Origin of the sequence: Thermostichus lividus PCC 6715 (assembly GCF_002754935.1) — a bacterium.
GTDB lineage: Bacteria > Cyanobacteriota > Cyanobacteriia > Thermosynechococcales > Thermosynechococcaceae > Thermosynechococcus > Thermosynechococcus lividus.
This window is the reverse complement of record NZ_CP018092.1, coordinates 784,334-804,410: the sequence shown is the minus strand read 5'-3', so window position 1 is coordinate 804,410 and position 20,077 is coordinate 784,334. Positions and strand designations below refer to the sequence as shown.

The following is a 20,077-nucleotide window of genomic DNA, read 5'->3' as shown; positions in this document are numbered from 1 at the left end:
TGTGGCACGGACGACCCCGCTGGAGCGAGTGCGAAATATTGGGATTGCCGCTCACATTGATGCGGGTAAAACAACCACAACCGAGCGGATTCTATACTATTCCGGTGTGGTGCACAAAATTGGCGAAGTGCACGAGGGAAACACCGTGACCGACTGGATGGAACAAGAGCGGGAGCGGGGAATCACCATTACCGCAGCAGCCATCAGTACCTCTTGGAAAGATCACCAGATCAATATTATTGACACCCCTGGTCACGTGGACTTCACCATTGAAGTAGAGCGCTCCATGCGGGTGCTCGATGGGGTGATTGCCGTCTTTTGCTCTGTGGGCGGGGTGCAACCTCAGTCAGAAACCGTGTGGCGGCAAGCCGATCGCTACAACGTGCCGCGGATTGTTTTTGTCAACAAGATGGATCGCACTGGCGCAAACTTTTACAAAGTTTATAGCCAAATCCTTGATCGTCTGCGGGCAAACGCCGTTCCCATTCAACTGCCCATTGGCGCTGAAGATCAGTTTTTGGGGATTGTTGACCTCGTGCGGATGCGTGCCAAGATCTACAAAGATGACTTGGGCAAAGAAATTGAAGATACCGACATTCCTGAGGACATGGCAGAGCAGGTCGAAGAATTTCGTACCAAGCTAGTCGAAGCCGTGGCCGAAACCGATGATGTGTTGATGGAAAAATACCTCGAAGGGGAAGACCTCACAGAAGAGGAAATTCGCACTGCTTTGCGCAAAGGCACCATTAGTGGTGCTATTGTACCGATGCTCTGTGGCTCCGCCTTCAAGAATAAAGGCGTGCAACTGTTACTAGATGCGGTAGTGGATTATTTGCCTGCTCCCATCGATGTCCCCGCCATCAAAGGCCACTTGCCCGATGGTACCGAAGTAGAGCGAGCAGCGGATGATGATCAGCCCCTTGCGGCCTTGGCCTTTAAGATCATGGCGGATCCCTACGGCCGCCTGACCTTTGTGCGGGTCTATTCGGGGGTGCTCAAAAAAGGGAGCTACGTTCTCAACGCCACCAAAGGCAAGAAAGAGCGCATCTCTCGCTTGATTATCTTAAAAGCCGATGAGCGCATTGAAGTTGATGAGCTGCGCGCAGGGGATCTCGGTGCGGCCTTGGGCTTAAAAGATACCTTCACCGGTGACACCCTCTGTGACGAAAGCGCCCCTGTGATCCTAGAATCTCTATATGTGCCAGAACCCGTCATTTCTGTCGCTGTAGAGCCGAAAACCAAGCAGGACATGGAAAAACTCTCCAAAGCCTTGCAGTCCCTTGCGGAAGAAGATCCCACGTTCCGCGTGAGTGTGGACCCCGAAACCAACCAAACTGTGATTGCGGGGATGGGTGAGTTGCACCTTGAAATCCTTGTGGATCGGATGCAGCGGGAGTTCAAAGTGGAGGCAAACATCGGTCAGCCTCAGGTTGCCTATCGGGAAACCATCCGCAAGCCAACTCGCAGTGAAGGCAAGTTCATTCGTCAAAGTGGCGGTAAAGGTCAGTACGGCCATGTGGTGATTGAAGTTGAACCAGCGGAGCCTGGCACAGGCTTTGAGTTCGTCTCGAAAATTGTTGGTGGTGTAGTTCCCAAAGAGTACATTCCGCCAGCGGAACAAGGGATGAGAGAGGCCTGTGAATCTGGCATCCTTGCGGGGTATCCCGTCATTGACCTCAAAGTCACCTTAGTCGATGGTTCCTATCACGACGTTGACTCGTCGGAAATGGCCTTCAAAATCGCTGGTTCCATGGCCATTAAAGAAGCGGTGATGAAAGCAAATCCGGTTCTGTTGGAGCCTATGATGAAGGTCGAGGTCGAGGTTCCAGAAGAATTCCTTGGGACAGTGATGGGGGATTTGATCTCCCGTCGTGGTCAAATTGAGGGGCAAACGGTGGACGGTGGCATTGCCAAGGTGACCGCCAAAGTCCCTCTCGAACGGATGTTTGGTTATGCCACTGATATCCGCTCGAATACCCAAGGTCGGGGAATTTTCTCGATGGAATTCAGCCATTACGAGGAAGTCCCCCGTAATGTGGCTGAGGCGATCATTGCCAAAAATAAAGGGAACGCATAGTCTATACGAGGAACAACATGGCACGCGCTAAATTTGAACGCACAAAACCCCACGTTAACATCGGTACCATTGGTCACGTTGACCATGGTAAAACCACGCTAACAGCAGCGATTACGATGACCTTGGCAGCACTGGGTCAGGCTGCTGCCCGCAAATACGATGAAATTGATGCGGCTCCGGAAGAGAAAGCTCGCGGGATTACCATCAACACCGCTCACGTTGAGTATGAAACCGAGAAACGCCACTATGCCCACGTGGACTGTCCTGGTCATGCCGACTACGTGAAAAACATGATCACGGGTGCGGCGCAGATGGATGGTGCCATTCTGGTGGTGGCAGCAACCGATGGGGCTATGCCTCAGACCAAGGAGCATATTCTGCTGGCACGGCAGGTGGGGGTTCCCAGCATCGTTGTCTTCCTGAACAAGGTGGATATGGTGGATGACGAAGAGCTGTTGGAACTGGTGGAATTGGAATTGCGGGAACTCCTGAGTGAGTACGAATTCCCTGGGGATGATATTCCGATTATTCGTGGTTCGGGGTTGAAGGCGCTTGAAGCAATGACCGCCAATCCGAAAACCACCCGGGGCGAAAATGAGTGGGTCGATAAGATTTACGAACTCATGGATGCTGTGGATGAATTTATTCCAACGCCACAGCGGGATGTGGATAAGCCCTTCCTGATGGCTGTGGAAGACGTTTTCTCCATTACGGGTCGCGGTACGGTGGCAACGGGTCGGATTGAGCGCGGTAAGATCAAAATCAATGAAACCGTTGAACTGGTTGGGCTGCGAGAAACTCGCTCCACCACAGTGACCGGTATTGAAATGTTCAAGAAGAGCTTGGACGAAGGGATCGCTGGGGACAACGCGGGTCTGCTGCTGCGGGGTCTGAAAAAGGAAGATGTGGAGCGGGGAATGGTGTTGGCCAAGCCCGGTTCTATTACGCCCCATACCCAGTTTGAAGGGGAAGTCTATATCCTTACCGACAAAGAGGGTGGGCGCAAAACTCCGTTCTTCGCTGGCTATCGCCCTCAGTTTTATGTGCGCACCACCGATGTGACCGGTACAATTACCTCCTTTACTGCTGATGATGGCAGTGAAGCAGAAATGGTGATGCCGGGTGATCGCATCAAGATGACCGTGGAACTGATTCAGCCCATTGCCATTGAGCAGGGGATGCGCTTTGCCATCCGTGAAGGGGGGCGTACCATCGGCGCCGGTGTTGTCTCGAAAATCCTGAAATAGTTGATAAAGAAGGCCGTTAGCTTCTGAAGTTTAGCGGCCTCTTTTGTGTCTTGTTCACTGAACCTTGAAAAATAACGGTCGTTTCTATGGCAACTCTACAACAGCAAAAAATTCGCATTCGTCTGAAGGCGTTTGATCATCGTTTACTCGATACGTCTTGCGAGCGCATTGTGGATACGGCTAAAAGAACAGGAGCTTCCCCAGTCGGCCCGATTCCGCTGCCGACGCGCCGCAAAGTTTACTGTGTGCTGCGATCGCCTCACGTTGACAAAGATTCCCGCGAACATTTTGAAACCCGCACCCATCGGCGCATCCTCGATATTTATCAGCCCTCCCCCAAAACCATCGATGCTCTGATGAAATTAGACTTACCTGCGGGTGTTGACATTGAGGTCAAACTCTAAGCAATGATAGGTGGGGCTTCTCAAGGTCGCTTAAACTAGGGGTATGACTCAGACGACGATTGGCTCCTCCGTATCCCGAGGGTCGGTTCAGCCTCCGGCAGTTGCCTATTTCATTGATTGCCAGCAGGGGCATACTCATCTTTTACAGGTGACCTTACGGCTGACGGCACCGCAGAGTGATGTCTTAGCACTACACTTACCCGTTTGGACCCCCGGTTCTTACCTAGTACGGGAATACGCCCGCCATCTTGAGAGTTTTGCTGTTACCACTATCGATGGTGCGCCGCGGGAATGGTGGAAGTGCCGCAAAAATCAGTGGCAGGTGGCATGCTCTCCGGGGGAGGCGATCCAAGTGCGCTATGCCATCTATGCCCACGAGCTATCGGTACGCACCAATCATGTTGATCGCAGCCATGCCTACTTTAATCCTGCGGCGGTGTGCCTCTACGCTCCAGAGTATCGAGATCGTCCCCTGACGGTAACGGTGACAGCCCCGCCGCATTGGCGGCTAACGACTCCCCTTGATCCTTGGGGAGAGGATCCTTTCACGGTTTGGGCGGCAAACTACGATCAGCTTGTCGATAGCCCCTTTGAAGTGGGGACGCACTCTGTTTATTATTTTGAGGTGGCAGGCAAACCCCACGAATTAGCGGTCTGGGGAGAGGGTAACTTTGAGCCAACGCGGGCGATCGCCGACCTTCAGCGCATCATCAGTACCGAAGCAGCGCTTTTGGGGGGGCTGCCCTACGATCGCTACGTGTTTATTTTGCACCTAACCCACAAAGGCTATGGCGGTCTAGAGCACGCGAACAGTTGCTCATTGTTGTTTGATCGCTTTGGGTTCCAGCAACCAGATCAGTATCGTCGTTTCCTTTGCTTGGTTGCCCACGAGTTTTTACACCTGTGGAATGTGAAGCGCATTCGTCCCCAAGCCCTAGCAGAGTTTGACTACGACAATGAGAACTACACCACCAGCCTCTGGTTTGTCGAAGGGGTAACCAGCTATCTAGATCAGCTGATTCCGCTGTGGGCGGGGGTGTTTGATGCCAGTCATTACCTGAAGCTCCTTGGGCAAAGTATTAACCGCTATCTCCAGACCCCCGGTCGCCACGTGCAGTCGTTGACAGCGGCTAGCTTTGATGCGTGGATTAAGCTCTATCGCCCCGACGAAAATAGCCTCAACTCCCAGATGTCTTACTACCTTAAGGGAGAACTTGTTGCCTTACTGTTGGATTTGCGCATTCGTCTCAACTTTAACCATCAGCGCTCCCTTGTGGATGTACTGCGGCGATTGTGGCAGCAGTTCTGTGACACCCAAGCCGGTTATACCCCCGACGAGCTATGGCAGACCATTGAAACGGTAGCGGATGAAAACTTAGAGAGCTGGCGGCAGGCGTTCCTCGACGGTACCGATGACCTGCCCCTAGGGGATTGGTTCAGCCAAGTGGGGTTGGAGTTGGTGGCACAAGACGCCCTCCCCTACACCGGTTTACAGTTTAAGCAAGACAGGGGAGCACTGCACATCAAAGCTGTGCTGCGCCACTCCCCAGCGGAAGCCTTAGGGTTAGTGCCCGGAGACGAAATTATTGCCCTCAATGGTTGGCGGGTACAGGGGGAGGAGTGGTCAGACTACCTCCGCGAGTGTCAGGTAGGGCAAGCCGTTGAGGTAACGTGGTGTCATGATCAACGATTGCACTCGGGCACCCTTGTGCTAGAACCGCCCCAGCCCCACTACCAGCTGCGGTGCAGTGCCCAAGCAACGCCAGAGCAGCGTGCCCACCTCGAGGCATGGCTGGGAACAACGGCTCAGAATCTCTAAGGGGAGCGGCGATGCTTGATCCGTTGATCAAAGATCGCGATCGCCTCGATCAGGTACTGCGGCAGATTCCCCTAGAGCCGGGGGTTTATTTGCTCAAGGACAACACCGATCAAATTATTTACATTGGCAAGTCCAAACGGTTGCGATCGCGGGTGCGCTCTTACTTCCGTCAACCGGCGCAGCTTGGGTCACGCTTAGAACTCATGGTCTATCAGGTGGCAGATATTGAGTATATCGTCACCGACACAGAAGCCGAAGCCCTTGCCCTAGAAGCTAATTTAATTAAGCAACACCAGCCCCACTTTAACGTGTTGCTCAAGGACGATAAAAAATATCCCTACGTTTGCATTACTTGGTCAGACCCCTATCCCCGCATTTTTATTACCCGTAAGCGGCACGTAGGTGCCCCCGGCGATCGCTACTATGGCCCCTACGTCGATAGCCAACGGCTGCGCCAAACCCTCGCCTTAGTCAAACGGTTGTTTCCGCTACGGCAGCGTCCGCGTCCCTTGTTTAAGGATCGCCCCTGTCTCAACTATGATATGGGACGGTGTCCGGGGGTCTGCCAAGGACTCATTTCCCCCAAGAGTATCGGCAAACCCTCCACAAGGTGGCGATGATTTTTCAAGGCCGCACCGGCGAACTGGTGGCACACCTGCAAGAGCAGATGCACCGGGCGGCTGAGGTCATGAACTTTGAACTGGCGGCGCGGCTGCGGGATCAAATTCGCGGTCTGGAGTCGTTGGGGGTGGATCAAAAGGTTGCCTTGCCAGATGATACGGTGTCTCGCGATGCCATTGCCCTAGCCCACGACGATCGCCATGCCGCCATTCAACTGTTTCAAATTCGCGGCGGGCGGTTGGTGGGGCGCTTAGGCTTTTTGGCCGACGCCCAGAGCGGCTCGCCGGCGGCGATTCTACAACGGGTGCTAGAAGAGCACTATGCCCACGTCGAAGCGGTGGAGATCCCCAGTGAAATTCTGTTGCAGTATCCCCTAGGAGAGCCAGACCCCTTACAGGCCTACCTCAGCCAAAAAAAAGGGCGGCGAGTGACCCTCACGGTTCCCCAGCGCCAAGGCAAAGCCGAACTGATTGAGATGGTGCAGCGCAATGCCCAACTTGAGCTACAGCGGATTCAACAGGCTGGCGATCGCACCCAAGCGGCTCTTGCCGATGTGGCCGCCCTCCTCAATCTAGCGACCTTGCCCCATCGCATTGAAGGCTATGACATTTCCCATATTCAAGGAGCGGATGCCGTGGCATCGCGGGTCGTCTTTATCGATGGCTTGCCCGCTAAGCAACACTATCGTCACTACACCATTCGCCATCCTGAGGTCACCCTTGGCCACTCCGACGATTTTGCCAGCCTCGCAGAAGTGTTGCAACGCCGCTTTGCCCCCTATACTCAGACCGATGCACCCCCACCTGACCCTGAGGATTGGCCGGATGTGATTCTCATTGATGGTGGTAAAGGCCAGCTTGCGGCGGTCATTAACGTCCTTGAACCGCTGGGAATTCTCGAGGATTTAACGGTCATTAGCTTGGCAAAACAGCGGGAGGAGATTTTTTGCCCCGGAGCCCGCCACCCCCTTGCCGCAGACCCCGAGCAGCCGGGGGTGCAACTGCTGCGCCGCGTGCGGGATGAGGCGCACCGCTTTGCCCTAAACTTTCATCGCCAAAAACGCGCCCAGCGCCAGCGGCGATCGCACCTCGATCAGATTCCCGGTTTGGGGCATCAACGGCAAAAAGAGTTGTTAGCTACCTTTCGCTCTATTGACTATATTCGCATGGCCACCCCAGAACAATTGGCTCAGGTGCATGGGGTTGGTCCACGGTTAGCCGAAAAAATTCACCGCTACTTTCATCCCTCGTGAGCTGTGGCGGCTGTTGACCCTGCTGCTACCGCTAAGGGATAATGGTAAAGATTCATAACATTTTTGTGACCCCAAGCTTGTGCAAACTCCCCGAACGGTTTCTGATACTAAACGCGCGTTTTACGCAGCGCACACTCGCCCCATTCACTCCATCTATCGCCGATTCATTGAGGAATTACTGGTGGAGCTTCACCTGCTGCGGGTCAATGTTGAGTTTCGCTATTCCCCGCTGTTTGCCCTAGGGGTCGTTTCAGCCTACGAGCAATTTATGGAGGGCTACCGCCCCGAGGGCGATCGCGCCAATATTTTTGAAGCACTGTGCCGCGCCGAGGAGCTAGATTCCCAACAACTCCAAGCGGATGCCGCCAGTTGGCAACAGTATCAGGGGTGGCCCCTACAGCAGATCATTGAGCAACTCCAGAGCGAACAGGTGGGTGCTCCCCTGAGTTCCCTCAAAGAAGACGGCAAATATAGCCGCTTGTTGGCGATCGGCCTCTATGGGTTCCTACAGCAGTTGGCCGGAGACCTCACCAGCAACCTCAACGACACCTTAGACCAACTGGCTCCCGTCATCAGCCTCCCTATCGAAAAAGTGAAAAGAGACCTTGAACTCTATCGCAGTAACTTAGAAAAAATGAGTCAAGCCCGTAGCTTAATGCAGGAGCTAGTTGAGCAAGAACGCAAGCGACGCGCCAGTGTTGAGCCAGCACCCACGGATAGGATTGACACCAGCTCCGATGCACCCGCTTAAGCCGTGATCGCCTTACCTACCCCCACCTTAATTGCCCTAGATGCCGTCGGCACTCTCTTTGGCCTAAAGGAATCCGTCGGTGCCGTATATGCCCGCTTTGCTGCCAAGGGGGGCATAAGCGTCAGTGCCGCTGCCCTCGATCAAGCATTCTTTAGCGCCTTTCAGGCGGCTCCTCCCTGTGCCTTTGCGCACGTAGCAGCAGCGGATCGTCCAAGGGCTGAGTTTGCGTGGTGGCAAGCCGTGGCCGCCGATACCTTTGCCCGCGCTGGTGTGCTAGACCAGTTTGAGGATTTCCGTGGCTTTTTTGCACCGGTGTTTAGCTACTACGCCACTGCGGCGCCGTGGCATCTGTACCCTGAGGTGTCCACCGTTCTGGAATTATGGCATCAGCAGGGCATTCCCCTTGTTATCATTTCCAACTTTGATAGCCGCCTGTACGGTCTGCTAAAGCAGTTAGGACTCGCTCCCTTTTTCAGCGCCGTTGTTATCTCCAGTGAGGTGGGGGCTGCTAAGCCGGATCCGGCTATCTTTGAGCGGGCGATCGCCCCCTACGGCATTTCCCCGCAGCAGGCATGGCACATTGGCGACAGTTGGCAGGATGATGTCTTAGGTGCCCAAGCTGCACAATTACAGCCCATTTGGCTGCGTCGCGCTACCCCTCTGTTGCCGGATAGCGGGATCGAGCACCCAAACAGCGTTGTGCAAATTACCGACCTCAGGGAATTGAACGCTATACTGGGCTGTAGCGCTACATCTTGATCGGAACACCCGTGACTCAACAAATTTGTATTCTCGGCGGTGGGTTTAGTGGCCTTTACACGGCTCTTCGTCTCAGTCAATTACCGTGGGACACGCCACCGCGCCTAACCCTTGTGGATCAGCACGATCGCTTTGTCTTTACCCCCCTGCTCTACGAATTGCTGACGGGGGAGCTACAGGCTTGGGAAATTGCGCCTCCCTTTGTGGAAGTGCTCAAGGATACCCCCGTTATTTTTCATCAAGCCACGGTCACCGCAATTGATCTAAGTGCGAAAACCGTGCAGTGCAACGACACCCAAGTCATCCCTTATACCGCCTTGGTGCTGGCACTGGGGGGCGACACGCCGCACAATACCGTTCCTGGAGTCAGGGACTATGCCCTCACCTTTCGTACCTTAGCCGATGCCTATCGGTTGGAAGAACAACTGCGCCTGCGGGAGCAATCTAGCACTGACAAAATCCGCGTTGTGGTGGTTGGCGCGGGTCCCAGTGGTGTGGAACTGGCCTGCAAGCTAGCGGAACGCCTTGGCAGTCGGGGGCGCATTCGCTTAGTGGATCGCAACACCGACATTCTTAAAGCCTCGCCCGAGTTTAATCGTAAAGCTGCCTTGGCGGCGCTGGAAGACCGCGGCGTTTGGATTGATTTGGAAACCACCCCTGTAGCGGTTCACCCCAGTGCCATTGCCCTTCAGTACAAAGACCGGGTGGATGAGCTGCCCGTGGATATTGTGCTGTGGACCGTGGGCACGGCTGTCTCTCCCCTGATTGCCAACCTAGAGTTACCCAAAACCGCCAGTGGCCGCCTAGAGGTGACCCCCACCCTACAAGTGGTGGATCATCCAGAGATATTTGCCCTTGGGGATGCCGCCGATGCCATTGATGAGCAGGGGCAGGTGCTTCCCCATACAGCCCAAGCAGCCTTTCAGCAGGCCGACTATGCCGCTTGGAATCTCTGGGCGAGCTTGAGCGATCGCCCCCTGTTACCCTTGCGCTACTCCCACTTGGGCGAAATGCTAACCCTAGGCACCGATCGCGCCGCCCTCTCAGGGCTGGGTCTCACCTTGGATGGCCCCCTTGCCTACCTAGCGCGCCGTCTTACCTATCTCTACCGGATGCCCACCCTCGAGCACCAACTCAAAGTCGCTCTTAACTGGGTGACACGTCCCCTCATCGAGATCGTCTCAGGGGTGGATAAAGAAGGCTACCGCTAACACTAAGTAAGTCATCAGTAGCAGCACCCCCTCCAACCAGTTGGTGGCACCATCATTGCTAATGGAGTTAGTGATCATCACTGCGGCAACCACCGCCACCAGTTCAAAGAAGTTAAAACTCAAGTTCATCTGGGGCTGACCCAAGAGCCACCCAACCAACACCAGCACGGGTGCCACAAATAAAATGATCTGTAAGCTCGAGCCAATGGCGACTGCCACTGCCCCTTCCATGCGGTTATTGAGAGAAAACTTAACGCAGGTAATGAACTCCACCACGCTACTGAAAATGGGAATGAGAAACACCCCCGTAAAAAGCTGGGTTAGCCCCACTTCTGTAATTGCTTCCTGAAGGCTGTCCACCAACACATCAGACACAAAAACCAAGAGAATGGTACCTCCTAACAGAATGCCAATCTGAAGCTTGAGATTGACTGCCGCTTCAGGTTCATGGGTCTCAACACCGGCCACCTCATTGAGTAAGTACAGGTGACGGTGGGTTTTCATAGAAAACAGCAGCATTAACCCGTAGAACACCAGCAAGAGAATAGCCGCTGCATAGGAGAAGTGATCCACCAGTTGCAGCGACACCCCCGGGGCAGCGGCTTGAATGGCAGTGGGGGTCATCAGCACAATCAGCGCCAAGGTGAGAGAGGAGGCATTAATGCGGGCAACCGCCACCGGAAACTGCTGCTCACGAAACCGCAGCCCGCCAGCGAGGATGGCCAGCCCCAAGCCAAGGAGTAAGTTGGCAATAATCGAACCGCTTAAGCTGGCCTTAACCACCTCTGCCAAGCCCTGCCGCAGTGCCACGATCGCAATAATCATTTCCGTGAAATTGCCAAAGGTGGCGTTGAGCAGGCCACCGAGGGTCGGGCCAATCACCTCCGAGATGGCCTCCGTAGCGTTGGCAATCCCTGCAGCTAGGGGCACAATGGCTAAGCCACTGATGATAAAGCTCACCATAGGCGGCAGTTTGAAGATAAAGTTTAAGAGGGCAACAGGGACAAAGATCAGTAACCCGAGGAGAATTTTTTGCTGCGTCGTCATGGATAGAATGCCCTCAACGAAAAAACATCAGGATTGCTTACACCTCTCAGGAATTCGCTGCTATGGTTATACTGGTGCATTACCAGAAGAACAAATTCTCGGCCAGTGGTTTGAAATTGATATTAGGCTCTGGTTTGATATGACACAACCGGCCCAAACGGATTGTCTGGCGGATACCCTTGACTACCGTCCTCTGCTCGCGGCTATTACCGAGCTGATGCAGCAGCAGCGATTTCATCTGATCGAGACCTTGGCCACCGCCATTGTTGACCTTTGCTTGAGGCCCGATCACGTGCAGCGAGCGGCCATCCGGGTGACCAAACTAGCCCCCCCTGTGCCTAACTTTACCGGACAGATTAGTGTAGAACTGGAGCGCGATCGCCAAGCCCCATGACAAATCGCCTTGCCCAATGCCAAAGCCTTTACCTGCGCAAGCACGCCGAGAACCCGATTGACTGGTGGCCCTGGGGGGAAGCGGCTCTGGCCAAAGCGGCCGCCGAAGATCGGGTGATTTTTCTGTCTATCGGCTACTCCAGTTGCCACTGGTGCACCGTCATGGAGGGAGAAGCATTCTCGGATTTAGAGATTGCGGCCTATCTCAATCAGTACTTTCTGCCGATTAAGGTGGATCGCGAAGAGCGCCCAGATATTGACAGCCTGTATATGCACGCCCTGCAATTGATGACGGGGCAGGGGGGATGGCCCCTGAATATTTTTTTAACACCGCAGGATTGCCGCCCTTTTTATGGGGGTACCTATTTCCCGCTGCAACCCCGCTACGGGCGACCTGGTTTTTTGCAAGTGCTGCACGCGGTACGGCGGTTTTACGATGAACAGAAAGAGAAGCTAGCGGCGCAGCAGGCAACGCTGTGGCAATACCTAGCACCGACCACCGACCTCTCACCAGAGCTAGAGCTGAATCGTGATCTGTTGTGCTCCGGCATCCACCAAACTATGCCAATTCTTGAGGATCGCCCCCACGGCACCTGTTTTCCCATGATTCCCTATGCCCAAGCGCTGTTACAGGGAGTGGCGGTGAGTTCTGAGGCAGCGAGGCTGGAGGGGCTGTGCCGCCAACGGGGCACCTCACTCCTTTTGGGGGGAATTTACGACCATGTGGGGGGCGGCTGGCATCGCTACACGGTTGATCCCCAATGGACGGTGCCGCACTTTGAAAAGATGCTCTACGACAATGGCCAGATCATCACGTACCTAGCTCGTCTCTGGCAGCAGGGCGATCGCCACCCCCACATCCCCTATGCCATTGCCCAAACGGTGCAGTGGCTTGACCGCGAAATGACGGCACCCCAAGGCTACTTCTATGCGGCGCAGGATGCCGATAGTTTCCGCTCAGCAGTGGATTCAGAACCGGAGGAAGGGGCATTTTACTGCTGGGACTACGGCGAACTGACAGCGCACTTATCCCCTGAGGAATTGAGCCAACTGCAAAGGGACTTTGAGATCACGCCTGAAGGAAATTTTGAGGGCAAGATTGTCTTGAAGGCTCGCCATCGCAGGGAGGATCCGGCGGCGATCGCCCCCGTCCTCGATACGCTGTTTGCCCTTCGCTATGGGGCGGCCACCCCTAAAGATCGGTCTATGCCTGTGGCCACGGATAACCGCACCGCTAAGGGGCAGCCATGGCCAGGGCGCATTCCCCCTGTCACCGATACCAAGATGATCCTCGCTTGGAATAGCCTGATGATTACCGGCTTGGCCACGGCGGCCTTGGTCTGGCAGCATCAGGGGTACTGGCAGCGAGCCGTACGCGCCGCCCAGTGGCTCCACCAGCATCAGTTACAGGGCAATCAACTCTATCGCTTGAACTATGGTGGTGCGGTGGCAGAAATAGCGCAAGCGGAAGACTATGCCTACTGGATTCAGGCACTGCTTACTTTGCACCAAGCCAGTCTGGTTTTGGGGGACGCCGCGACCCCGTGGTTAGAGCTTGCCTGTGACTATCAGGATCGATTTGATCAGCACCTAGGGGCGACGGATGGGGGGTACTACAATGCCCCTGAGCGACCCGATTTAATTCTGCGGCAGCGCGAGGGAATTGATCAGGCCACCCCTTCAGCCAATGGCGTGGCGATCGCCAACTTGGTGCAGCTTTTTCTGCTGACCGACAACCCGGCCTATTTAACCAAAGCGGAGACGAGCCTACGCTACTTTGGCGCGTTACTCAAGGACTCTCCCCAAAGTTGTCCCAGCCTGCTTGCAGCCTTGCAGTGGTATCTGTACCCTGTCAGTCTTCAGATCCGTGCCGAAACAATGGATCAGGTGTCTGGCTACTGGCTACCCACGGCTGTGCTAAAACTGCGGGAACGGCTGAGCGAGGGCGAGCCGCAGCCCCTTGCCTTGGTTTGCGAAGGCCTGCGCTGTCGAGAACCGGCCTTTACCTTAGAGCAACTCCATACTCACCTAGCTACCCTCTATCTACACCATTGAATGCTAGTTCCAAGGTTTGCATGACTGACACGTTACGCCGCACACCGCTATTTTCCCAACACCAAGCCCTGAACGCCCGCTTTACCCCTTTTGGCGAGTGGGAGATGCCCCTACAGTACAGCAGCATTTTGCAAGAGCACCATGCCGTGCGTCAGCGAGTGGGGATGTTCGACATTTCCCACATGGGTAAGTTTCTTTTACACGGGGCTGGGGTGCACGCGGCTCTGCAAGTCCTCGTGCCCACGGATCTGAGCCGCCTCCGTGCCGGTCAGGCCAAATATACGGTGCTGCTCAATGAGGCGGGGGGGATTGTCGATGATGTGATTCTCTACATTGAGGAGGCAGCGGTACGCTGTATTGTTAATGCGGCAACAGCGGCCAAGGATATGGCGTGGTTGCGCCGCTATTTACCGCCTGAGTGTGAAATCGTTGATGAATCGGCCACTAAGGTGCTACTAGCCGTCCAAGGGCCAGCAGCAACAGCCACCCTTGATCCCCTCTGTGCAGACTCCCTAGCCCCCCTTAAACCCTATCGCCACCGGGCGGTGAAGATATTGGGTCAGCCCGCTTGGGTGGCACGGACAGGGTACACCGGTGAAGATGGCGTTGAAATTCTGGTGGACAGCGACACGGGTGAGCGCCTTTGGCAAGCCCTTTTAGAGGCGGGAGTGACTCCCTGTGGCTTAGGCGCGCGGGATACCCTGCGCCTAGAGGCGGCGATGCTGCTCTATGGTCAGGATATGGACGAGGAGACCACCCCCCTAGAAGCGGGGTTAGAGTGGCTCATTGATTGGCAAAAACGTACCTTTGTGGGGCGCGAGGCGCTATCACGGCAAAAGCAGGAGGGAATTGAACGCCAATTGGTGGGGCTAGAACTGCAAGGAAAGGGGATTGCCCGCCACGATTACCCTATCTACTGGCAAGCACAGGCGGTTGGTAAGGTCACCAGTGGCACCCTCTCGCCTACACTGGGCAATGCGATCGCCCTAGGGTATGTCTTTCCTGAGTTTGCTAATGTGGGGCGTGAACTGACAGTGCAGGTGCGCGATCGCCACGTCCCTGCGGTTGTGGTGCCACGCCCCTTTTACCGTCGCCCTCGCTAATCCTCGGCCATGGGGTCTTCTTGGGGGAGCTTGAAGGACTCTGGAATGACTTGCCCAAGCTGAGCGGGTAAGCGGGCGATCGCCTGCTGAATAAACGACTGGATAAATTCATCCCGCCGATTCAACTGAAACTGTTCCTGCACCACCTCACTAATGCCGCCATCGCCCCAGTCTTGATTGTGGCGGAAGTATTCAATAAAGCTTTTACCCGCAATGCGCGTCAGGTAAGCTGCCGTAATACTCTGCACCGCTTTGCCAATCACCATTCCGCCCACGCTGAGCTGGAGTGCTGTGGCAATTAAATCCATCGCTCCTTTGACAATGCCAAGGCTCGCCAAGGTCTTGCCCAAGGAAAGGGCTAGCTCGCGGGCGCGATCGCGATTGAGGTCGCACCCATAAACTGTGCCAATTTCCATTACCATTTGCGCATTGACCGCTGCCGCCGCTAGTAAATCAACCACAGGAATTGGGGTCACACAAACCACGCCAGCGCCAATCCACTGATAGCGCTCCACCACCTTATCTGCCTGTCGTCGCCGCTGCTGATCAATAATTTTGCGGGCTTGCTCCCCGAGGCGCTGTGATTGCAAGAGGATATTATCGGCCACTAGATCATCCCCTTCCTCCCGTAGAACCGCGGTGATGCGGCGAATGAGGGGCAAAATGTGCGGTTCTGGCTCCAGCCACTCCCCTGTGGGTAAGCGCACAGGCTGCGGATGGGCGGCAATCCCCACCACATCTTCCGGGGGAATGAGGCCCCTGACCCGCTGCCGTAAATGTTTCAGCAGCGCCAGTTGATCAGCTTCTGAGCGCAAGTCCATTTTGTTGAGCACCAGTAGCGATCGCTTGCCCATTTCCACCAAATTCACCAGCGGGGTATATTCCGACTGCCGCAGATCATCGTCTAGCACAAATAGCAGCAGATCAGCCTCGGCGGCCAGTTGCCGCGCCATCTGTTCGCGGTAGGTGCCAGCCACCCCCGCTTCTAGAATTCCGGGAGTGTCGGTAATCACAATCTCTTGATCCGTATAGGGCAGCCAAAACTGGTAGGTTTGCCCCACCTCAGTGGTGCCCATGGTGGGGGCAACCTCGCCAACCATCTCCCCAATCAGGGCATTGACCAAGGAGGTTTTGCCCGCAGACCCAGTGCCAAAGACTACCAGCCGCAATTCTTGGCGATGAAACTCGTCCTCTAGCTCACGAGCGCGGGCTAGCAAAGCTTGCCGTGCCACTTCGTCTTCAATTTGGCTAAGTTGTTGCCGTAGTGCTTTCAGGTTTTCGGCGGCGGCATCTGTTTTGGCCGCTGGCACCTGAAAGGTGGGCGATCGCCGTCCTTTGCGATTCAGCAAGTACAGATAACGAAAGAAAACGTAGAGCAGCCCCCCCAGCAGGCCAATCAGCAGTAACAGTAAAATATTGGCTAAGAACGGTGTCGTAAACGCTACCTGAATGTAGAGCCAATGCAACGCTGTCACCAGCCAGAGCATTAGCCCCAGAATGACACCCAGACCAAGGATGAGCCAAAACCAGCGTGCAGGGGTCATCGCAGCAGACTTAGGGCAAGTACTTCGTCAGCCGACTCAGCAGCGGCACCTCAAGGGAACGCCCCCGCCATAGCCGCACCATCAGCCAAACATTCAGCAGAAAGTACCCCGACCCCCACACACTATTGGCCAAGAGCACCACCCCGTGGGGGATCGAAGATAGTTCCGTAGCTGCCGCTGCCCCATTCAGCAGACCATACCCCAGCACCCAGACCACGGCCATCAGCACCGCTAAGCGACTGACTCGCCGAGCATGGCGATCGCCACTGCGCTGGCTCAACTGCCACAGAGCTGGAATCACGCCAAAAATGGGCAGCAGATAGACAAACAACCACAATCGCTGCAACGTGGGATTTGTAAACGCCTCGCGATCGACGGGTTCAAAGACAGGCGGCTCCATCAAAAACCTCCGAGGTACCCCACCTATGCTATGCCGTTAGGGATTCAGGGCAGGACGTATGAGCGCAACAACGGTGGTGCATCCTTCAATCCTTCAGCTTTTTGATCTTAGCGAATTGGGGAGTTGGGGATCTTAGGTGCTGCTCCCAGCCTAATGCAACACTCTATCCTTAATTGGATGGTATTTGGTTGCCATGCTGCTCATTAGGACACAAGGGAAGCCGTGCTGCGGCGGCGACGAATTCCGGTTGTCGCCGTGGGGCTGCTCTCAACCTCGATGGGCTGCAACAACAACAAGACAGTGGCATTGCCTTGCAACTCGCGGCGCACTAAACGCACCAGTTCGCGCTCTAGATGTGCTTTGATGCCGGCCCAATCCACTTCACCGTTGCGAGCATACTCACTCCAGCGATCGCTTAGGGCAGTATCCACCGTCGCGTGTACCCATGCTTGCCATGCTGGGGGTTCAATGGGGGTGACCACACCACGCAAATGGATTTCTGGCGCCGCTTTCAGACTGCCATCACTGCCTACCGCAACGGCTACAGTAATAATGCCTTCTTCCGCTAACTGCTGACGCTCTTGCAGGACATGGGCTTTGACCAGCCCCCCCCGATCCATCAGCTCAATGCCTGCCGGTACCTTATCCACAACCCGCAGCGAGTCGCGGGTGAGTTCAACCACATCGCCATTATCAATAATCACCATATTTTCAGGGGGAATCCCCATGCTCTGAGCGGTTTGGGCATGCTTCACTAGCATCCGATGCTCACCGTGCACCGGCAAAAAGAACTTTGGTTTTGTCAAGGCCAGCATGAGCTTTTGATCTTCTTGGCAGGCATGCCCCGACACGTGAATTCCCTGCTCACGGCCATAGATTACCTTAGCCCCTTGCATCATCAGCCGGTCAATCATATTCACCACCGCAATGGTGTTTCCTGGAATTGGGTGCGCCGAGAGAATTACGGTATCGCCTTCGCGAATTTTAATTTTGTTGTGCTCCCCTTTGGAGATGCGGGTCAAAGCCGAGAGCGGCTCTCCTTGCGAGCCAGTGGTCAAGTACATCACTTGGTGATCGGGGTACTTGTGGATCATATGCAGGGGCACAAAGAGGTTATCGGGGCAGTGGATGTACCCCAACTGTCGCGCGTGGGCAATCACATTCAGCATAGAGCGCCCCAACACTGAAACAACCCGGCCATACTTTTGCGCCAGTTCTAAGGCCATGTTTAAGCGATGCACCGAGGAGGCAAAGGTGGTAAAGATAATCCGGCCTGCCGCTTGACTAAAGGCACGATCTAGATTGGGAAAGACCGATCGCTCCGAGGGAGTATGGCCAGGAACTTCGGAATTAGTAGAGTCACTAATGAGGCAGAGCACCCCTTTTTCACCATGTTCGGCTAGGCGCTGAATATCGAAACACTCACCATCGACGGGGGTAAAGTCAAACTTAAAATCCCCCGTATGGATAATGACACCGATGGGGGTGTGGATGGCCACCGAGAAACTATCGGCAATGGAGTGCGTATTGCGGATGTACTCCACTAAGAAGTTTTTGCCAAGGCGCACCATATCCCTAGGACGAACGGTGCGAATTTCCGTGCGATCGGCCACCCCTGCCTCTTCAAGCTTGCCCTGGAGTAGCGCCATTGCTAAGCGTGGCCCGTAGATGACAGGAATATCAAATTGCTTGAGGTGAAAGGCAATACCGCCAATGTGATCTTCGTGGCCGTGGGTAACAATCATTCCCTGAATTTTGTCGCGGTTTTGCCGCAGGTAGGTCATATCCGGCAGGACAATGTTCACCCCATGCATACCATCGGTGGGGAAGGCTAACCCAGCATCCAGCAGGATAATTTCATCGTTGTATTCAAACACGCAGGTGTTTTTGCCGATTTCGTGTAACCCTCCTAAGGGAATAATTTTCAGAGCGGCATTAGCAACGGATTGACTCATAAGTCTCCTTTAAGTTGAAGAATGAAATGACTAAGAAGCTTGATGGCGCAAACGTGTCGCTGGTGATCTAGGGACTCAGCGTTTGAGTAAGCCCAAAGAGAGCAGGACTGGTTTGATCTGGTTGATGACACCTTCGTTGGCGGCCACTAAAGGCAGTCGGGGGTCTCCCACGCTCCACCCCTGTAGAGCAAGCGCCGCTTTGATGGGAATGGGATTGGTCGTGACAAACAACGCCTTGAACAATGGCAGGAGTTGACAGTGTAGGGCGGTGGCGGTGGCAGTATTACCTTGAATATACGCTTGAATCATGTGCTGTAGTTGAATCCCCACGAGATGACTGGCCACACTGACTACACCATAACCACCAACGGCAAGTAAGGGCAAGGTGAGGGAATCATCACCGGAGTAAATGCGAAAGGTGTCGGGTAATTGTGACCGTAGGGCGCTGGCTTGATCTAGGTTGCCGCTGGCTTCTTTGATGGCCACAATGTTGGGCAGTTCCGCTAGGCGCACCACCGTTTCTGGTAGCAGGTTTTGCCCTGTTCGTCCAGGAATGTTATAGAGCATGAGGGGAAATTCGGGCACAGCGGTGGCGATCGCCCGGAAATGGGCCTCCAGCCCCTCTTGGGGCGGCTTATTATAGTAGGGAACGACGAGTAGAGCACCATCTAAGCCTAACTCTGCGGCTTTTGTGGTGGCGTGAATGGCCTCGCGGGTCGAGTTAGAGCCAGTTCCCGCAATGACCTTGGCCTTGCCTGCAACTGCTTGCTGGACGGTTTGAAAGAGTTGAAACTCTTCCTCCCATGTCAGGGTTGGCGACTCTCCCGTTGTACCACACACAACAAGACTATCAGAGCCGTTCGCCACAAGGTGCTCAGCAAGTGCTGCAGCAACATCGTAGGCGATCGCGCCATCGGCACGGAATGGTGTAATCATTGCCGTAATAACGCGCCCAAAATCCATCACTGTTGGTCTTCCTCTAGAACCTTGGCTAAATCCTGCCGTAACTGCTTGATAGTGCCAGAGCGACTATAGAGCCGCAGGCGATCGCTCAGGGATTCTACAACAATCGTGCCGTGGAGCCACGTGTGCCAAAACCGAGGGCGATAGATTTGCATATTCTCATTGGCGTCTGCAAGGGCATAGCCATGCTCCGTCAGCCATACCTGTAACTGCCGCGGTAGCTGTCGTGGGTTTGCAAGGGGTAACGCCAGCATCGTTGTATGGTTCCAGTAGGCCGCCACCACGCCAGCAACAGTCCCCACTGCCAAGCCCCAACGGTAGGGAAAGGGCGACAATAGGCTCCAGTGAAAAACGTGGCTCGTGGTAAAAGCAGTAATGGCTGTGACCCAAGCGAAATAGTAAATAAATACCACCTTGACATCCAGACCCTCGATGGGTGGGGGATCAGGGTCAGGGCTCGCGTGGGGGTTGGTCAT

General features: G+C 54.9%; 16 protein-coding genes and 1 pseudogene. 11 read left to right on the top strand and 6 right to left on the bottom strand.

Annotation, left to right across the window (positions count from 1 at the left end):
- The first annotated feature begins 1 nt into the window (after position 1).
- The 8 genes and pseudogenes from fusA to BRW62_RS04015 all read left to right on the top strand — a co-directional run bounded on the left by fusA (position 2) and on the right by BRW62_RS04015 (position 10,141).
- The gene (gene fusA / locus BRW62_RS04050; RefSeq protein ID WP_099798388.1) at positions 2-2,077 is read left to right on the top strand and encodes an elongation factor G; all 2,076 of its coding nucleotides are present in this window, start codon (positions 2-4) and stop codon (positions 2,075-2,077) included.
- 17 nt (positions 2,078-2,094) lie between these two features.
- Positions 2,095-3,324, top strand: a complete 1,230-nt coding sequence (gene tuf, locus BRW62_RS04045; RefSeq protein WP_099798387.1) for an elongation factor Tu — start codon at positions 2,095-2,097, stop codon at positions 3,322-3,324.
- A gap of 86 nt (positions 3,325-3,410) precedes the next feature.
- Complete coding sequence (rpsJ, locus tag BRW62_RS04040; RefSeq protein ID WP_099798386.1) at positions 3,411-3,728, top strand: 30S ribosomal protein S10; 318 nt, start codon at positions 3,411-3,413, stop codon at positions 3,726-3,728.
- A 43-nt stretch (positions 3,729-3,771) separates the two neighbouring features.
- The gene (locus tag BRW62_RS04035) at positions 3,772-5,547 is read left to right on the top strand and encodes a M61 family metallopeptidase (RefSeq protein ID WP_099798385.1); all 1,776 of its coding nucleotides are present in this window, start codon (positions 3,772-3,774) and stop codon (positions 5,545-5,547) included.
- Positions 5,548-5,558: 11 nt separating this feature from the next.
- Positions 5,559-7,420: pseudogene (gene uvrC / locus BRW62_RS04030) on the top strand (excinuclease ABC subunit UvrC).
- Between the two features lie 79 nt (positions 7,421-7,499).
- On the top strand, positions 7,500-8,171 hold the full coding sequence (gene psb29 / locus BRW62_RS04025) for a photosystem II biogenesis protein Psp29 (protein ID WP_099798384.1): 672 nt from the start codon (positions 7,500-7,502) through the stop codon (positions 8,169-8,171).
- 3 nt (positions 8,172-8,174) lie between these two features.
- Positions 8,175-8,930 (top strand): HAD-IA family hydrolase, encoded by a 756-nt coding sequence (locus BRW62_RS04020; protein WP_198406150.1) that lies wholly within the window; start codon positions 8,175-8,177, stop codon positions 8,928-8,930.
- 11 nt (positions 8,931-8,941) lie between these two features.
- A complete protein-coding gene (locus BRW62_RS04015; protein WP_099799819.1) occupies positions 8,942-10,141 on the top strand; it encodes an NAD(P)/FAD-dependent oxidoreductase in 1,200 nt (399 codons plus the stop codon).
- Here the strand turns inward: BRW62_RS04015 and cax are convergent.
- Positions 10,112-11,188 (bottom strand): calcium/proton exchanger, encoded by a 1,077-nt coding sequence (gene cax / locus BRW62_RS04010; protein WP_099798383.1) that lies wholly within the window; start codon positions 11,186-11,188, stop codon positions 10,112-10,114. The genes BRW62_RS04015 and cax overlap by 30 nt on opposite strands.
- A 7-nt stretch (positions 11,189-11,195) precedes the next feature.
- Between cax and folB the strand changes: the two genes are divergently transcribed.
- Genes folB through gcvT form a run of 3 tightly spaced genes read left to right on the top strand, consistent with a single transcriptional unit; the run spans position 11,196 to position 14,739 of the window.
- Positions 11,196-11,582 (top strand): dihydroneopterin aldolase, encoded by a 387-nt coding sequence (gene folB / locus BRW62_RS04005; RefSeq protein ID WP_099798382.1) that lies wholly within the window; start codon positions 11,196-11,198, stop codon positions 11,580-11,582.
- Positions 11,579-13,636 carry a thioredoxin domain-containing protein gene (locus BRW62_RS04000; RefSeq protein ID WP_099798381.1) on the top strand — a complete coding sequence of 686 codons (2,058 nt, stop codon included), beginning with the start codon at positions 11,579-11,581 and terminating at the stop codon, positions 13,634-13,636. The genes folB and BRW62_RS04000 overlap by 4 nt, the downstream gene beginning before the upstream one ends.
- 20 nt (positions 13,637-13,656) lie before the next feature.
- The gene (gene gcvT / locus BRW62_RS03995) at positions 13,657-14,739 is read left to right on the top strand and encodes a glycine cleavage system aminomethyltransferase GcvT (RefSeq protein ID WP_099798380.1); all 1,083 of its coding nucleotides are present in this window, start codon (positions 13,657-13,659) and stop codon (positions 14,737-14,739) included.
- On the opposite strand, the gene BRW62_RS03990 is transcribed toward gcvT, so the two are convergent.
- The 5 genes from BRW62_RS03990 to BRW62_RS03970 all read right to left on the bottom strand — a co-directional run bounded on the left by BRW62_RS03990 (position 14,736) and on the right by BRW62_RS03970 (position 20,077).
- Positions 14,736-16,283 carry a YcjF family protein gene (locus tag BRW62_RS03990; protein ID WP_099798379.1) on the bottom strand — a complete coding sequence of 516 codons (1,548 nt, stop codon included), beginning with the start codon at positions 16,281-16,283 and terminating at the stop codon, positions 14,736-14,738. The two genes, gcvT and BRW62_RS03990, sit on opposite strands and share 4 nt — an antisense overlap.
- A 10-nt stretch (positions 16,284-16,293) precedes the next feature.
- Complete coding sequence (locus BRW62_RS03985; protein ID WP_099798378.1) at positions 16,294-16,683, bottom strand: hypothetical protein; 390 nt, start codon at positions 16,681-16,683, stop codon at positions 16,294-16,296.
- A 203-nt stretch (positions 16,684-16,886) separates the two neighbouring features.
- Complete coding sequence (locus BRW62_RS03980; RefSeq protein WP_099798377.1) at positions 16,887-18,638, bottom strand: ribonuclease J; 1,752 nt, start codon at positions 18,636-18,638, stop codon at positions 16,887-16,889.
- Between the two features lie 75 nt (positions 18,639-18,713).
- Entirely contained in the window at positions 18,714-19,601 is an 888-nt protein-coding gene (gene dapA / locus BRW62_RS03975; RefSeq protein ID WP_198406149.1) for a 4-hydroxy-tetrahydrodipicolinate synthase, read from the bottom strand.
- Positions 19,601-20,077 (bottom strand): hypothetical protein, encoded by a 477-nt coding sequence (locus BRW62_RS03970; RefSeq protein ID WP_099798375.1) that lies wholly within the window; start codon positions 20,075-20,077, stop codon positions 19,601-19,603. The genes dapA and BRW62_RS03970 overlap by 1 nt, the downstream gene beginning before the upstream one ends.

Coding starts and splice junctions, on each gene's coding strand:
- folB (WP_099798382.1), top strand. CDS start 11,196: ATGCCCTCAACGAAAAAACATCAGGATTGCTTACACCTCTCAGGAATT.
- BRW62_RS04000 (WP_099798381.1), top strand. CDS start 11,579: ATGACAAATCGCCTTGCCCAATGCCAAAGCCTTTACCTGCGCAAGCAC.
- BRW62_RS03970 (WP_099798375.1), bottom strand. CDS start 20,077: ATGACCAACCCCCACGCGAGCCCTGACCCTGATCCCCCACCCATCGAG.
- gcvT (WP_099798380.1), top strand. CDS start 13,657: ATGACTGACACGTTACGCCGCACACCGCTATTTTCCCAACACCAAGCC.
- cax (WP_099798383.1), bottom strand. CDS start 11,188: ATGACGACGCAGCAAAAAATTCTCCTCGGGTTACTGATCTTTGTCCCT.
- tuf (WP_099798387.1), top strand. CDS start 2,095: ATGGCACGCGCTAAATTTGAACGCACAAAACCCCACGTTAACATCGGT.
- BRW62_RS03990 (WP_099798379.1), bottom strand. CDS start 16,283: ATGACCCCTGCACGCTGGTTTTGGCTCATCCTTGGTCTGGGTGTCATT.
- BRW62_RS03985 (WP_099798378.1), bottom strand. CDS start 16,683: ATGGAGCCGCCTGTCTTTGAACCCGTCGATCGCGAGGCGTTTACAAAT.
- BRW62_RS04035 (WP_099798385.1), top strand. CDS start 3,772: ATGACTCAGACGACGATTGGCTCCTCCGTATCCCGAGGGTCGGTTCAG.
- BRW62_RS03980 (WP_099798377.1), bottom strand. CDS start 18,638: ATGAGTCAATCCGTTGCTAATGCCGCTCTGAAAATTATTCCCTTAGGA.
- rpsJ (WP_099798386.1), top strand. CDS start 3,411: ATGGCAACTCTACAACAGCAAAAAATTCGCATTCGTCTGAAGGCGTTT.
- dapA (WP_198406149.1), bottom strand. CDS start 19,601: ATGGATTTTGGGCGCGTTATTACGGCAATGATTACACCATTCCGTGCC.